We start from the raw sequence: 17,073 nt of genomic DNA on the forward strand, positions 1-17,073 counted from the left end.
ATGTCAACAAAAACAATTCTAGTTAAGGATCTAGTTAAAAAATTCAATCTAGAAGTTAATCTTTCAATTCTAGGAGAGCGCCAAGTTATTAAACCAACACTGACTAGAGCAGGGCTTGCTCTAGGAGGTTTTTTAAACACTCACGATATTAAAGGATCAGTGATTGTTTGGTCTACACAAGAGAAAAAATTCTTTGATACAGTCGGTTTTGATAATATTAGAGGTGAAATTGAGTTAATTTTCAAAAACGAACCTGCTTTAGTAATCATGGCTTCAGGGATGTCAGATAAGCATGCTGAAGTTATTAAGCAACTAGCAAATCGCTATAACATTCCTTATTGCAAAACCTGAATGAACATGGCTTCATTGCATGGTTCAATTGGTTCATATTTACTAGAAGAATTTGCTCCTAGTTATCAAATCCATGGCACACTAGTTGTGATCATGGGTTTAGGTGTGATGATCATGGGTGATTCAGGCATTGGTAAAAGTGAAGCTGCTTTAGAATTAATTCAAAAAGGTCACCAACTAGTCACAGATGATGCTGTAATTGTTTCACAAATAGGTGAAAAAATTGTTGGCCGTGCGCCACGCATTACTAAAAACTTTTTAGAAGCACGTGGTTTAGGCTTTATTGACATTCAAAGTGTCTATGGTTATCGAGCAATTGTTGATGATCATGACATTGATTTAGTTGTTAAACTAACAGATTTTAAAGAAAATAATGATTTTGATAGACTAGGCAATAAAAATCTTCATTATCAAATATATAATGCTAAAATACCCCTGATAGAAATTCCTGTTAAAGCAGGTCGCTCATTTGCTTCGCTTGTAGAAGCAGCAGCAAATGTGCAAATTTTAAGAAATCAAGGGGTTGACCCTCTTGATGTCATTAGAGAAAGGACTATAAGTGAACCAAATTAGTGACATAGATTTTAGCACTTGATATCCCTTTAGAGAAGGGACAGCTACTTACTTATTCTCAATTGGTAGTTGAGATTTTCCAATTTATACCTTCACAATGTTAGTTGGAATTTTAACGGCAATTGTGACAATTGCCTTCTTTTGATATCGCCAGCGCTATGCGATGGAAGAATTAGCAGTTTTAGTTTTAATCACTATTCCAATGTCAATCATTGGAGCCAGATTATGATATATCTTTGAAAGATTAATCTATAACAGTGCTAATCCGTTTCCTAATTCGGCCTGGTATGCTGTTTGAGAAGGGGGATTAAGTATTCAAGGTGGAGTTATTCTACCAACAATAGCTAACTTGATTTACATCTTCTTTAAACGTAATAAAATTGATTATCGTTTAGCAATTAGTTTTATTTTACCAGCTGTTTTAATTGGACAAGCAATTGGACGTTTTGGAAACTTCGCTAACCACGAAGTTTACGGAAGAATCGATGTCGATGGTTCACACACCTTGATTTGAGGTGAAACCTTCGCACGGCAGATGTATATTTATAATGCAACTGACCCAATTTCTTCAGCAGCATTGCGTATCCCATTATTCTTATATGAAGCGATCTTCTCGCTTGCAGGCTATGTAGTCTTAGTTTGAATCTTTAATTTCTTTGGTCTATTTAGACCAGGAACAGTTGGTGGAATGTATCTATTCTACTATGGAGTCGTACGGTTTATAATGGAGCCACTACGTGAAGAATCTTACGATTACTATACAATTATTGCTTATGTCTTTGTCTTCTTTGGAGCATTGATGGTTTGATATTTTGAAGTTTTCTCAACCCACAGATATGTGCGTGTACGCTTGAAATATCGCTTTGACTATGCTTTAGTTTACCGTTCATCTTTATCATGAATGGGACCTTTAGTACCAAAAGTAAAAATTCCATTAATCACTCTAGAAAATACTTTAGAGGGAGCAAAAGGTTCAGAAGTAGCAACAACTAATGAAGAACCTCAAATTAGCAGAGACCGTTTAAGAAAACGTCGTCCTGAAAGATAGAAAAACATCAAAAAACACCCTTCTCAGTAATTTTTTTACTGTTTTGGTGTTTTTTTTGTTTAAGAAGCATATAATTAAAGTAAACAATCTTTAGGAGTTAAAATGTCAAAAAAATATGATTATGACGTAATTATTTTAGGAGCAGGACCAGCAGCTTTATCAGCAGCTGTTTATGCTACCAGAGCAGGTCTGAAAACAGCCTTTATTGAAAAAGGTGCACCTGGAGGTAAGATGGTCAATACCTTTAAAATCGAAAACTGAATGGGTGATATATTAATTGAAGGACCAACTTTAGCAATGAAAATGTTTGAACACGCTACCAAGTTTGGTGCTGATCACATTTATGGAGAAGTTGTGAATTTAAAATCACATGGTGATTTTGATCATGAAGTTATTTATAAAACTTATGATGGAGAAAAAACCTTAAGTGCTAAAGGAATTATCATTGCTACAGGAATGATCAACCGTGAACCACTTGATATTCCAAATATCCGTGATTACTATCATAAAGGTGTATCTTACTGTGTAATTTGTGATGGACCTTTATATGGTAAAAATCCTTCAGTCGTAATTGGTGGAGGTAATTCAGCAATTGAAGAAGGTACTTTCTTAGCAGGAATTGCTTCAAAAGTGCATGTTGTTGTACGTGACAAAAACTTTATTGCTGAAAAACATTTAGTTGATGAAATGAAGAAATTAAACAATGTTAAATTCTACATGGAAGCTAGAATTACCGAAGTTAGTGGTAAAGATAAACTAGAAAAAGTAACAATTGAATATAATGGTGGTAAAGATGTAACAACCATTGATGCAGCATCAATTTTCCCTTATATTGGTTTCTTACCAGCAGCAGGTTTTGCTAAAGAATTAGGAATTCTTGAACCAAATGGTTTCATTAAAACTGATGACTTAATGCAAACAAAAATCAAAGGTATTTTTGCAGCAGGTGACATTAGAGTTAAAGACATTCGCCAGATAGTGACTGCAGCAGGTGATGGTGCAATTGCTGGAAAAACAGCAGGACAATTAATCAAATAGAATTTGATACTATTAACAACCAAAGCATAGCGATGTGCTTTGGTTTTTTAATTCGAAAGTATTAAGTTCTCAAGAAAAAGTCAAGTTTAAAAATCTATTAGTAATCCAAATAATTAATATAAGATGATTAGTTGTTTCATTTTATGGTAATAAGAAATTATTTAAGTAAAAAATCAAATTTTTAAAAAATATAAAAAAATAAAATAAAAAAATGATTTCCTTTGACTTTTTTGCAAAAACAGTAAGATTATTATGTATTGATATTAGTGATAATCGCTCAATAAATTACAATCAATTTTTCAGCAAAATTTTGTTATTCAGCAAATACTTGCAGATTGGATTAAAATGGCAAAAACAATTTTTAATTTGCTTAGTTTAAAAAGTGCTACTCCTGCACAACTTAATAAAGACTATAAAGGTAAACTAAAAGTCTTAAACTATTTAAAAGGAGCGATATCATATGCTATTTAATAAGAAAATTTTGTTACCTTCAATTTTGTCTTTTGCGACAACTTCTTTATTTTTTGCAGCTGGCTGTTCTTCAATAATTCAAAAACCCGAAGATAAACCTATCGATATTGTACAGGTGAAACCAGACCCTGATTTATCACAAAACCCTATTACTAAGGAAAAACCAGTGCAAGATGCTAAAATCAATTTAAAAAATCAGTTTTTAGAGCTAAAATTCAATTCCAAAAAAGTTGAATATTTTTCTTTTAATGAAGAAATAGCCAAAATGTTATCTAGTGAGTCATTTGATGGTAAGGATACAATTATTCTTAAATCAAAAAGTGAATTGACTGAACTTTTTAATAACTGAAAAAAATATTTGGTAAAGAAATTCTATGATGATAAAAAAATAGAAGAAAAATTTAGTATTTCAAAAGCAGAATTTGATGAGATTCTAGCAATGCATATCAATGAATTAAATAAGAAATTTGATGAGGATTATTTTCAAAAACACCTTATTTTCATTGATTTTGGGAAAGACATTTCGCCAATAGGAGAAAATAGCCAATATTATCTAAACAATCAAGCAGTGATGAATAATCTAACTGATATTTTTATTAAGGATAATAAAATTGTTATTAGTTATGACACTACCACTTATGCAAATAATGACATCAAAAACGGAGCATTATATTCATTAGATAAAAGCTTATTTGATTTAAAAGGCAGTGATTATAAAATTGAAAAAAGAGGTTATGACAGAAATAAAAAAACACATATTTCTAATAGAATGCTAGCAATAAGTTCATTTATAACTCAAGATCTATCCAAATATCAAACTTCAAAAAATAATGAATGAACTACGAATAAATCTTTTGATAAATTTTCATCAATTTTGTTGAAAAATAAGCACCAACTTAGTGATTTGCTAGACAAATTCTCATTGTATTATCAAACGAAGTATTCTAAAGTTTTCCCCGAAAACGAAAAAGCAGAGATCTTATCAACATATAATGATAGTTATTTTGAACAAAATTATTTGGTTCTCTTATCTGCATTTCATTATCGTGGTAATGTTAAACTATTTAGTGATAATATTGAAGAATCATTTGATGTTAAAATAGATAATAGCGAAGTGATTTTTACAATTTTTAAATCCCTTCATATTGTTACTGGAGATCAGACTGATCAAGATTATGTAGAATTTATGAATGAAGGTAAAGATCCTAACACAATGAAATATGGACCTGGAAATCAACAACATACCTTATTTTTTAAAATTCCTAAAAATCTAATTCAAGATGAGGAAAATCTAAAAGTAACAGTAGATTTTATGAGAACTAAATATAACTAACCTCCATTAGAAAAGTTTGGGTCAAAATTTAATCAGACCAATTTAAATATTAACTGCAGTTTAATGGTTGCGGTTAATATTTTTTATTCACTTCCTTTTTTATTTAATTAAATAAAAACACTCATAAAAAATTTAATTTTCAAAAAACAAATAATGCAAATTTAGTATCCAAAAGAAATAGCTAATAGATTTGTTTTAATAATTTTTTTGGAATAAATTTATTTTTCAAAACTTTTATTTTAAGACACACTTTTTGTTTTTACAAATAAAATCTGAATAAGTCATTTATAGGTTAAGAAAAAATGTATTTAGGATTTTTAGAGACTTTTTTGTTCAAAAATAATTTTTATGAATTCAAACTTGCATGCAACTTGAACAATTTGTTATTTACTAAATTATCATCTTAAATTTAATCTTTGCATTTATTAATTTTTTCAATAACTATATGTAATTGGCAGTAGTGATATTGTCTAAGTTTGTATCTTTTTAAAAATTCTTCTAAGTAATTAGTTTTAAGTTTTCATTTATTCCCTTTGATATGAAGTATAAGATTGAAAAATGTAAATTATAATATTGAATTCTTTAACAACTTAATCTAGTTTGAAAAATTCAGGAGGATTATCACTTGTTATTAATCAATGGATTAAAAATAAATTACAATTTCTCTATTACATTCGACTTTTTGATTCAAGTTAAATATTATGAAAATATTCTGCATTTTTTTAATGTGTCTAAATTTAGATAAAAAATTTAGTAAAAATAAAAGATAATAATTTTTTAAAATTTATTTGAAATATTGTAAAATAACTGTGCGTTAAAGACTTTTAACGCAAAAATATATCATTATCAATGTCATTGTTTAATTTAATAACAATAAAAATATTTGCTAAATTTGATTAAACATTCGACAGTCAGGAGAAATCATGCCAAAGGCAATTTTTAACATATTAAATGTTGCAAGTGCGAGTTTAACACCGCTTCACACATTTGCAACTGTTCAAAATCAAAATTTTGAGAATAACAACCAAAAATTTGATTTTGATCTTTTATTAAAAATATTTAGAAAAGGTTATTCTGAAGAGAATAGATCTAAAAATATTGACAAACCAGTTGAAGTTTTAGTAAGAATCAAAGATGGAGTTGATTTTTCAGAATATGAAAAAGACAAAGATATTACTAAAATTATTGATCAATATGATAAACAAAATGATAAATTTGTTTCATCATTGAAAGAAAAATTAATGGATTTACAGGTTGCTAGATATAGTCACACATCTCCATATGTAACATTCATTTTTAAAAACAGAAAAAATTTAGAATTAAATTTACTACTTTTAGCAATGTCTAATGATTCTGTTGTTGTTAATTCTAACGAAGAAGAAGATATTGCACTTGAAGCAAGTGCAGAAAAAAATTTTATAAACCTAACATACACAGTGCCATACAATAAGTCCTTAATTGAAAAGCAATTTGAAACAGTTGGTTTTGATGAGCAAAGAAAAAAAGAGACTGTTGCTCGTGAACTTCAACCAGACTTATTCAAAACAAATGTTAGAAAAATAAAAGTAGGTATTTTTGAAGCAGGTAACACTATAAGTCGTAACAACCCAGCTTTTAAAAATAAAAAGCTTCATTTTATGTATGGTAACATAAACGAGCAAGCAGATAGTCATGCAGATCTAGTTGCTGCAGTTGCAACAGGTGAAAATGGTGTGGACAGATTTGTAGAAGATATATACAGTGTTTACGAAGATAGAGTCGCTTCTAATTATAATTTACCTGCATTTTCTAGTTGAATGAGCAAAATGGATTATTTAATATCTTCTGGTGTGCATGTAATAAATAATAGTTGATCTTATGAACTTAGTGGTTCATATGTAAACCAAAACAAAAGTACACACGGATACAATGAGCAAGCTTACTATCTTGATTTTCTAACAAGAAAATACGGGGTAATTAACGTATGAAGTTCTGGTAACACACAACAACGAGGTGACTATGTAATAAATAGTGGGAAGTTATCACAAAATTCAGTTGTTGTAGGGTCAACAAATCTTTCAGGATCACAGTTAAGTAATTTTTCTGAGTACAGAACGGGAGATAGCAAGATTATGACAAAACCTCTAATTGTTGCACCAGGGGAAGAATATGAATTCTTCTCAACATCTAATTCAAAACAAAAACTAAACTACAAATCTTCAGGGACAAGTTTTTCTGCGCCCTTAGTCACAGGTTTAATAACTACCTTACTTAGAAATAATTATCACTTAATAGGAAAACCTGAAGCAATTTTAGCAATATTGACAGCAGGTTCAAAACAAATGAGTGCTTATACCGATAAACAATCAAACGGTTTAAATGACAAAGTTGGCGCTGGATTAGTAAACTATGAATTGATGCAAAAGGCAGCAAGAAATCTTGTTACTCTTAATATATCAGATAGTGTAAAAGAGCAATTTATTAGTTTAGGATATCTAACTAGTGGTAAACAATTATCTGTATCTACTGCTTGGCTATTTGATGCTGGTTACCTAGCAAACAGTGAATATGCACCTACAAAACCAAACGATTATGATAAGAGACCTAATTGAATTCATGAATGAGATTGATTGAATTATGTTCCTTTTGGTTTTATAGGGTATCTTGGTAAAAGAGAACTATTTGAACAAGATGTAAGAAACTGATTGAAAATGAGAGAAGAATTTGACAAGGCTGAAGCCGAATATAATGCTGCTCATTCCTCACTAAATGGTGGTAAATATAAACACGAATGAAATTCAATCGACCATTTAAAATCAAAATACGGAGAGGGTTGATACACACCAACAGATGTGGATCTTCGAATTGAAAAGTATAATCCAAGAACTGGTTCTTGAGAAAGTGTTGCTTCTTCTGTTTCGGGAACAAGCAATGTTGAATTTATTAGACACAATATAACTGATAGTGCTAATTATAGAGCAGTAGTTAAACAATATAGTGATAATAAAGGTGCACAGAATGTAAAAGGTGCATTAGCTTATGTTGTTCAATAAAAAATTAATGCTTTCTGTAGTGACTTTAGTTGCTTTAGGTTCTGCTTCGTTAGCAATTAGTTGCACAACTGCAAAATCAGATCCTACGGAAGGAATTAATTTAAATACTCAAATGCAAAAAACTAGTGTATTCGGTAAGGAAGTTCTTTACTCAACACTCAATAATTCAGTTACTGAAAAAATTTACGGCAAGACATCTGACAAGTTACATCCTGTTTTGTTGAAAACAACTACTGAACTAGATGAATTTTTAGCTAAAAGAAAAGCATCTTTTTTAAGTTTATATGAATCTGATAAAAAGATTCAGGACGAGCTCAGTATTTCAAAAACAGCTCTTGAAGAAAATTTAGATTCATATACAAAAGAAATGTCTAAAGCCTTCAATGATGAGTACTTTAATAGCAACATAATGGTTGTGGATTTTGGTGGCAAAATTTCTGCTAAAGGCGAGAAAATCAATCACTATCTTAACAATCATGCCAAGATAACAAATTTGCTTGACATTTCAGTAGTTAACGATAAAATCACTATTACTTATGATGCTAACTCCGATGCTAAAAGCAATGTTCAATATTCAGTTTTTTATTCTCTGAACAAAAAAACCTTTGATTTAAAAAACGAAAATTATGAAATTGTAAAAGAAGTTTATGACAGAAACAAGAAAACAGCTATTTCAAATAGAATGTTAACAGTAAGTTCGTTTATTACTCAAGATCTGTCTAAACATCAAAGATCAGAAAATTCGGAGTGAACAAAAAATACTGCTTATAACAATTTTTCATCAATCATTTTGAAAACTAAGCAACAACTTAGTGATTTGTTAGATAAGTTTGCATTGTTTTACAAAACACAATATTCTAAAGAATTCCCTGTAAGTGAAAAAGAAGCAATCTTATCAACATATAATGATGATTATTTTGCACAGAACTATTTAGTTCTTTTATCTGCATTTCACTACCCTTCTTTAGTTAGTTTATTTAGTGATAATATTGAAGAATCATTTGATGTTAAAATCGATAATAACGAGTTAATTTTCACTATGTTTATATCTAAGTATAACGTCCAAGATATTGTTGTCGAACCTGACTATGTAGAATTTAAAAACGAAAGTAAAGATCAGGGTAAAGGGAATAATAATTCTGGAGATCAGCAACACACCTTATTTTTCAAGCTTCCCAAAAATTTAGTTACAAATGAGGAAAATCTAAAAGTAAGAGTTGATTCAGTACGATCTAAATATACCTAATATCTTATAAAGAAAATTGAACTCAGAAATTGAGTTATAGTAATATTTTAAATATTAACTGCAGTTTAATGGCTGCGGTTAATATTTTTTATTAAATTTCTTCATAATTTCACTCAAAAAACCCATAATAAAAAGCTTAATCCCTAGCAAAATCTGATAATGTAAAAGAAAAAATATTTTAATCATTTTTCTATAAAAATCATTACAATAAAAGCAATTCAATTACTTGAATTTTCAAATTACAAATTAATAATTTTTATATATTAATGGAGCACAATGACCAACATAAAATTTTTTGGTCTTGGTGGTTTTAAAGAAATCGGAAAATCAACTTTATTAATCGAAAGTCAAGAAGCAATCATCTTGATCGATAGTGGTATAAAATTTGCTGATTCAGCCGCCACAGGACTAAACGGGATGATCCCGAACTATCAATACTTAATTGATAATAATCATAAATTAAGAGCCTTATTTATTACTCATGGACATGAAGATCATATCGGTGGAGTATTATTCTTAATTCAACAAGTTAACTTAAAAACTATTTACGCACCTAAAATAGCGATTGAATTTTTAGGATTAAAATTCAAAGAGCATGGTGTAGGTAGAGACATTAACTTTATTGAGATCAAAGCAGATCAAGAGCACCAAATCGATGATATGGTTGTCGATTTTTGAACTGCACAACATTCAATTCCTGAAGCTTTTGGAATTAGAGTAACTACAAAGCATGGTAAATTCTTAATGACAGGTGATTATCGTTTTGATATGACACCAATTGGTAACTTAACTGATTTTGATAAGTTAAAGCAAATAGGTGATGAAAATTTAACTGTTTTATTTAGTGATTCAACAAACGCAATGAGACCAGGACATTCACCTAGTGAAAAAGATATCTTAACTGATATTGAAAATATCATTATTGAATCACCACGTAAAGTAATTGTTACAGGTTTTGCTTCTAACTTAACAAGGATGAAAGAGATCTTACTTCTAGGTGTAAAACACGGGCGTAAAATCGCTATTTTTGGGCGCTCAATGGTTAATGCAATTGAGATCGGAAGAAAGTTAAAATACTTAAAAGTAGATGACAATGTATTTATCAATAAAAAAGAAATTGATAAATACGATGAAAGAGACATTATGGTTTTAACTACAGGTAGCCAAGGTGAAGAACTAGCTGCTCTATCAAGAATGTCATTTGCAAAGCACCCTCAAATTAAGGTAAAAAACGGCGATGTCATTATCTTCAGTTCTTCTCCAATTCCTGGAAACAGAATGAAAATTGAACTACTAATCAATCGCCTTTATAAATTAGGAGCAACCATTAAAGAAAATGGTGTTGATGGTTATTTACATACATCAGGTCACGCTTATATTCATGAGCATATTAAAACCTTTCAACTAACTAGACCTAAATATTTTATTCCTTATCATGGCGATTACAGAATGGAAATCAGTCATGGTAATACAGCGATTGAACAAGGTGTTTTAAAAGAAAATATCTTATATCCTAGTTTAGGTCAAGTATGTTACATGGAAAATGAAACAGTCAGAGTTAGTGATGAATTTGTTGATGTAAAACCTACTTATATCGATGGTGGAGTTGTACTCGAAGAAAATTCTCAAGTCGTAACTGAACGTTATTTACTAGGTGAAAGTGGTTTTGTCAAAGCAGTTGTTGTTATTGATAAGAAAAGAAATTCGATTTCAGGTAGACCAAGAATTATTTCTAAAGGTTCTTTATTTGTAAGTAGCAATAAAGATTTCATTGAAGAATGTAATAAACTTGTACATGCTTCAACACTTTACATGATTAAAAATGATCCTGAATGAACGCTAGAAAAACTTAAAGAATTACTGAAGGAAAGACTAGAAGTTTTCTTTTATAAAAAGAAAAGAAGACGCCCTGTAATTCTAGCTTCTATCCTGTTTACAAATATGCAAGATGAGCGTATTTTATCTGAATATAAAAGGGGTATGAAACCTGGCATTAAGAATAAATTAGCTCAAGCAGGGGAAATTCCTGATGAAGTCGATGAAGAAAAAATTGAATCAGCGAAACCTAAAAAACGTAAACGTAAAGCAAAAACTAAAGCACAAAATGGTGTTGCATTAACAGAAGTTTCTAGAGTAAGTTCTGTAGAAAACATTCGTAAATTAATGCCACAACTTAGAAAAGAAATGCTTGATGATGACGATGATGATTTAGATAGAGAAGATCTATAAAATAAAGAGATAGCAGATGAAGTCTGCTATTTTTTTATACTATTCTTAAATAAAGCATAAAAAACAAGTAATTAAAATACTTGCACTTTTACTTTTTAGACCTACCAAGCAGTTTCTTTTTGTCTTTTTTCTTTTCGTTATTATCTGCTAGATAAACATAACCATCAACGTTATTAATAAAGTTTACAGTTACTAAACAGTCTTTATCGACAGAACGAATTAGTTTTAATAAATAAGGAGAATCAATGAACATACAGGTTGTTACAAGCATTGTCTGTGATTTACCTGAATAACCCCCTGTAAGGTTAATAATACTTACTGTGAAAGGTTTTTCACTCTCTTTAATTTTGCTAACAATTTCATTGACTTTTGCTGAATAGATTTCAACTTTTGAAATCTTATATTTAGGGAAATAAATACCTAATAAGAAGGTGAAAATTAAGTTAGCAATGACTGAAAAAACAAAGTTAGGATTTAATAATAAACTAACACTTCAAGGTGAAACTTTAGGGTCGATAAATGAAGGATCGCTAGTGCTTACACTATTTAAATAATCTTCTAGAGCAATTGAAGCAGGCACATAAGAACCAATAATGATTGCTATTAAGAAACACATTAAGTTAATGTAACCTAGAATCTTACCGACATCTTTATATTTTTTCAGAGCATATCACATTCCAAAAAAGTCAAATCCACCAGTTGATGAGTTAATGATCAATAAAGAAGCATACACTCAAGATAAAACAACTGAATAAGCAATTGAATAAACAAAGACACCAATAATACTTGCTGAATCAGCACCGTAGTTTCATAAAACTACGGGGATATTATATTGAGCCAAAGCTTGATGAGCATTAACTGAAAGGTTTGAAAATAAGAAGAAATTTTCAATTTGAGGTATAAAACCAAAACCAATTGAAGTTAAAGTAGAGACTAACAAAAAGTAAGTAGAAAGTTCTGTAAACCGTTTACCTACTTTAAAGTAGCCAAAGATAATTAACGGGATATTGGCAACAAAATATAAAAGCCAAAAGAGAATGTTAAAGACTACATAAGCTTGCTGTTGATTAGCAGTTTCTTTAAGAATTAAGAAATAACTAAGACGACCTAAAGCCATCGGAATTGAAGCTAAACCATAATCATATAAACCAGTATTTTGTAAAAGGATTACACCTAAGATACCAAAAATAATTGCTAAGACAACTGTAATTGAAATCTGAGCAGTTTTATTATGAGCCGAATAAAGATAACCAAACTTTAAAATTGAACCACTAAGTCTGGTTCTAACAAAGTTTCCCTTGACAGTCACATTATTTAACTTATTGATAGCGTGAGTTTTAGCACCTTTATTGATATTAATTAATTGTGATTCATAAGTTGCGTTATTAACCTCAACTTCATCAGGTCCTAAAGCACGATGTGTTTCATCATCGGTGATTACTAGATCTTCTGTTTTTGGTTCAATTTCTAAAGCCTTATTAATGACTTCCTTGATTATATTGTTCTTGTTTTTTTCGCTCCCAGGCGCTTTTTGATCTGCCAAATTTTGGTCCTCCTAAAATTAAATATTACTTTTTATTTTACAATAAAAAAGATAAAATTTAATAGGATGTTTAAAGAGTATCCACAAAATCAAATGTTTTCAAAAAATTTGCAGAAAAAAATTATTTTTGAAAATCAAAATTAATTAATGTTATTATTTTGTTACATTAATTGTGAAAAATTTCACAACCAAAAAAAGAAATCCGAAAAATTTTTTAAATTTTTTATTCGGTGTTTTAATGAGAATAATTTTTTCTTCTCATTTTGCAACTGTTAAAGAAATTTATTAAATGTTTTTTTCGGTTAAATTTATTAAAATATGAAAGAGGGGGTTTATAAAATAATAAAAGATTATTTTATAATATAACTGTGGTAGCAAAAATTGACCGTATCGATGCCATTCGAGCATTATTTAGAGAAAAAAGACGTCTAACTTTTGAAGAAATCTACAAGAAATTTGGAGAATATTCTGCCATGACAATACGAAGGGATTTAAATAACATGATTAGACTTAATGAACTTCAAAAAGTTTCATTAGGATATCAAGTGTACAATCTTACTGAAAGTGCTGAGCAAGAAATTATTAACTCTGAAAAGAAAAGAAAAATCGGTAACAAACTTGATGAACTGATTAAAGACGGCGACGTTATTTACTTTTCACCAGGGACAACCAACCTAGTAGTCGTAGGACAACTTACAAAAAGAGTTAGAGTATATACAAATGATTACTCAGTTTTCAAAGCTGCAGATAGCAACAAGAAGATTGAACAAGCAGTTTTAATTGGTGGTTTTGATTACAGTAGAAACAACGTTTTTGTTGGAGAAACAACTATCAAAACTATTCAACTAATGCGTTTTGACTATGCCGTTTACGGTGTAGTTGGAATCGCACGTAATGGTGATCTATATAATAATCACATGGAAGAAGCAATGATTGAAAAAACTGTTGCTTTAGTTGCTGATAAAATGGTAATTGTCGCTGATGATAGCAAAATGCAGAAACAAGGACACTTTATTTTCCATACATTGGCACAATCTGATTACTTTATCACCAATAACAAAAACCATTTAAACTTAAAAAGAATTGATAATCTAACCATACTTTAAATTAAATCCCGGAAAGGATTTAATCATCAAAGTAATTATCTTTGAAAAACTTTCTGATCTGCATCAATATTGTGCAGATACTTTTGTTAATCAAATAAAACTAAAAAAAGACTCTGTCCTAGGGTTTGCAACTGGTGTTTCACCACTTGATACATATAAACTTTTAGTTGATGATTATCAAAAAAACAATCGTGATTGAAGTCAAATCACAACTTTTAATTTAGATGAATTTGTAGGAATTGATCCTAATCACCGCGAGGCTTTTATTGCTCAAATGAGCAATAATTTATTCAAACATCTTAATATCAATCCTAAAAACATCAACATTCCTAGTTCACTTGCAGCTAATCCAGAGCAAGAAGCTAGAGATTATGAGAATAAAATTCGTGCCATTGGTGGTGTTGATTTACAATATATTTCTCTAGGTGTAAATGGACACATGGCTTATAATGAGCCTGGCACTGACTTTAATTCAAACACACATGTAGCAAATTTAACCCAAGATACCGTTATTGACATGGTAAACAAGGGTAAATTTGCTACATTTTTTGATTCACCTACTCAGGCAATCACGGTAGGAATCCAAACTTTATTAAATTACACTAAAAAAGCCATGATGGTTTCTTTTGGTCTAAGTAAAGCAGAAGTAACTTGAGCGATGTTAGAAGATAAACCTAACTCAAAAGTAACCGCTTCTTATTTACAACTACATAAAGATTGCGTGTTCATACTCGATAACGAAGCAGCTAGTTTATTAAGTGAAAAAACCTTAAAATTAGCAGAAAGAAGGTAATTTATGGTGCAAGCATTAACTAATAAAAAAGTTAATAAGTCGCCCAAAAAGAACTTTAGTGTGAAAAGTTGATGGAATAAAACACTAGCAGTTCTACAACGTGTTGGTAAATCATTGATGTACCCGATCGCCGTTTTACCGATCGCAGCTCTTTTATTAAGAATTGGAGCCTTAATTGAAGATCCATTTTCAAATGGATCAATTGGTATCAATGAAGCCCAAAAATTTATAGGTATTTTAATTAAAACACCTGGAGATATAGTTTTTAGTAATTTACCCTTAATTTTCGCCATCGGGATCGCCTTTGGTCTGGCGAATGATAACCGTGGTGAAGCAGCCTTAGTTGGAGCCTTGCTTTGACTAGGGATGAATGCTTTATTAAAAGAAAATATGTTGCCGTTTCAGATTTATAGAAATGTTCTGCAAGCAGAAATGGTAACCAAGCTCGCAGAGAATAACAACCCTGCAACCACTGCAAATCTATCGCAACTACTATTTTTTGGTAAAAAAGGAGTAGCAGTTTATCAACTTGATGCAGGAGTTTTTGGGGGAATTATCTCAGGAGCAATCGTGGCTAAACTTTATAACAGATTTAGACACGTAAAACTTCATCAAGCATTATCATTTTTTGGTGGTAGAAGATTTATTCCAATGCTAGGAATTGTCTCAATTATTCCTTTAGCACTAGCAATTTCTATCACTTGACCATGAATTCAATACGCCTTAATTAAAATTGGTAACGCCTTATCAAGTGCACAAGGCGCTGCAAGGGGTGCGGCTTCAGGAGCCTATGCTATTTTAAATAGGCTCTTACAACCGTTTGGACTCCATCATATTATTAACACCTTTGTTTGATTCCAATTACCAATCAGTGGTTTAAACTTTGCTACTGGTGAATTAATTGAAGTTAACGGTGATATTACAGCCTTTAATAGAGGAATTGTTAATTCAGGACTATTTACAACTGGATTTTTCCCACTATTTTTAGGTGGGTTACTAGGTGCCGCACTAGCGATGGTTTTAACTAGTGACAAAGATAAAAGAAAACGTATGTTCTTCTTCTTTGGAGGAACTGCTCTGGTGTCATTCTTAACAGGAATTGATGAACCACTAATTTTCAGTTTCATCTTCGTAAGTCCACTACTTTATGGAATCAATGCTCTTTTAACAGGAATTTTTTCAGCCATAGTGGCTTCAACTAGTATGTCAATTGGAATTGGTTTTTCAGCAGGACTAATTGACTACATAGTTTCTTTCCCAGTGTCTTGAGGTATTTCTACTTCAGTTCATAACACTGCTAATCATGTGGCAGCTAACCCATTATGAATTTTATTAATTTCACCAATTATGGGTGTTGTGCAGTTCTTTGTATTCTGATGAATTATTAAGAAAACAAAAGTACCAATTCCAGGTAGAGAAAAACAACTGGGATTACCTGAAATCGAATACAGTGCAGATGTATTTGATAAGGATGAACCTACTAAAGATAAGAAAAAAGAAAAACCTTCAGATCAACCTTACAAAGATAAATATGATGCTCTTGCAGCTAATATCTTAGATATTGTCGGAGTTGATAATGTTATAGTTGCAGAAAACTGTGCAACTAGATTACGTTTAACAGTTAAAGATAATACCAAAATTGATGAAACTAAAATTAAACAACTAGGTGTTAAAGGAATTGTTAAACTAGGTAACGAAGGTTTTCAAGCAATTATTGGAACAGATGTGGAACACGTTGCTGATTATTTCAGAACAAGAATTGAAACAAATAACGCAGGCTTTGTTTCAAAAGATAAACCACAACAGGTTGAAACTTTAGCAACTACTAAAGCAGATAAATTAACTAATCCAGTAATTATTAAGGCTCCGATTTCAGGAGAAATTAAAACTTTAAAATCATTAGAAGATGGTGTTTTTTCAGAAAAAATGCTAGGTGATGGTTTTGTAATTTCAACCAAAGATCATAAAGGTAAATTAAAAATTGCTGCTCCTATTTCAGGAAAATTAACAGCTCTTTTTGATGCTAAACATGCCTATGGAATCACCAATGAAAACGGAGTAAAAGTTCTAGTTCATATTGGATTAGATACAGTTAAATTACAAGGTAAAGGTTTTGTTACAAAACTAGTTCAAGATCAAGAAATTAAACTAGGGCAATTACTAGTTGAAATTGATTTAGATCTGATTAGAGAAAACAATTTACCAGATGATATTATTGTGGTTGTTTTAGAAGAATCACAACATAAAGATCTTGAACAAACTAAAGTTCAAAATGCAAAAATGGGCGAAACCATTTTAAAGGTAAGATAA

12 protein-coding genes are annotated in these 17,073 nt (G+C 30.4%); 11 read left to right on the forward strand and 1 reads right to left on the reverse strand.

The annotated features are described in order from the left end of the window. From hprK to CJF60_RS04225, 8 genes are all read left to right on the forward strand, one after another. Entirely contained in the window at positions 1 to 924 is a 924-nt protein-coding gene (hprK, locus tag CJF60_RS04195) for an HPr(Ser) kinase/phosphatase (protein WP_084232193.1), read from the forward strand. After that, positions 911 to 1,972, forward strand: a complete 1,062-nt coding sequence (gene lgt / locus CJF60_RS04200; protein ID WP_084232192.1) for a prolipoprotein diacylglyceryl transferase — start codon at positions 911 to 913, stop codon at positions 1,970 to 1,972. Before hprK ends, lgt begins: the two co-directional genes overlap by 14 nt. Positions 1,973 to 2,074: 102 nt before the next feature. Next, positions 2,075 to 3,010: an NAD(P)/FAD-dependent oxidoreductase gene (locus CJF60_RS04205; protein WP_084232191.1), complete on the forward strand. Its 936-nt coding sequence runs from the start codon at positions 2,075 to 2,077 to the stop codon at positions 3,008 to 3,010. 345 nt (positions 3,011 to 3,355) lie between these two features. After that, entirely contained in the window at positions 3,356 to 3,481 is a 126-nt protein-coding gene (locus CJF60_RS05405; RefSeq protein WP_268875541.1) for a hypothetical protein, read from the forward strand. After that, a complete protein-coding gene (locus CJF60_RS04210) occupies positions 3,471 to 4,814 on the forward strand; it encodes a hypothetical protein (protein WP_084232190.1) in 1,344 nt (447 codons plus the stop codon). Before CJF60_RS05405 ends, CJF60_RS04210 begins: the two co-directional genes overlap by 11 nt. A 923-nt stretch (positions 4,815 to 5,737) precedes the next feature. After that, positions 5,738 to 7,846 (forward strand): S8 family serine peptidase, encoded by a 2,109-nt coding sequence (locus CJF60_RS04215; protein ID WP_084232189.1) that lies wholly within the window; start codon positions 5,738 to 5,740, stop codon positions 7,844 to 7,846. Beyond that, positions 7,833 to 9,092, forward strand: coding sequence for a hypothetical protein (locus tag CJF60_RS04220; RefSeq protein WP_084232188.1), 1,260 nt, complete (start codon positions 7,833 to 7,835; stop codon positions 9,090 to 9,092). Before CJF60_RS04215 ends, CJF60_RS04220 begins: the two co-directional genes overlap by 14 nt. Positions 9,093 to 9,368: 276 nt before the next feature. After that, positions 9,369 to 11,321: a ribonuclease J gene (locus CJF60_RS04225; RefSeq protein ID WP_084232187.1), complete on the forward strand. Its 1,953-nt coding sequence runs from the start codon at positions 9,369 to 9,371 to the stop codon at positions 11,319 to 11,321. Positions 11,322 to 11,409: 88 nt separating this feature from the next. On the opposite strand, the gene CJF60_RS04230 is transcribed toward CJF60_RS04225, so the two are convergent. Then, positions 11,410 to 12,864, reverse strand: a complete 1,455-nt coding sequence (locus CJF60_RS04230; protein ID WP_084232186.1) for a DUF2179 domain-containing protein — start codon at positions 12,862 to 12,864, stop codon at positions 11,410 to 11,412. A gap of 368 nt (positions 12,865 to 13,232) precedes the next feature. On the opposite strand from CJF60_RS04230, the gene CJF60_RS04235 reads away from it, so the two are divergent. Genes CJF60_RS04235 through CJF60_RS04245 form a run of 3 tightly spaced genes read left to right on the forward strand, consistent with a single transcriptional unit; the run spans position 13,233 to position 17,073 of the window. Then, a complete protein-coding gene (locus CJF60_RS04235) occupies positions 13,233 to 13,970 on the forward strand; it encodes a DeoR/GlpR family DNA-binding transcription regulator (RefSeq protein ID WP_084232185.1) in 738 nt (245 codons plus the stop codon). A 58-nt stretch (positions 13,971 to 14,028) separates the two neighbouring features. After that, a complete protein-coding gene (locus CJF60_RS04240) occupies positions 14,029 to 14,763 on the forward strand; it encodes a glucosamine-6-phosphate deaminase (RefSeq protein WP_268875543.1) in 735 nt (244 codons plus the stop codon). Positions 14,764 to 14,766: 3 nt separating this feature from the next. Then, entirely contained in the window at positions 14,767 to 17,073 is a 2,307-nt protein-coding gene (locus CJF60_RS04245; protein WP_084232183.1) for a glucose PTS transporter subunit IIA, read from the forward strand.

It is taken from the genome of Mycoplasmopsis agassizii (assembly GCF_002272945.1).
In the GTDB taxonomy this organism is placed as follows: domain Bacteria; phylum Bacillota_I; class Bacilli_A; order Mycoplasmatales; family Metamycoplasmataceae; genus Mycoplasmopsis_B; species Mycoplasmopsis_B agassizii.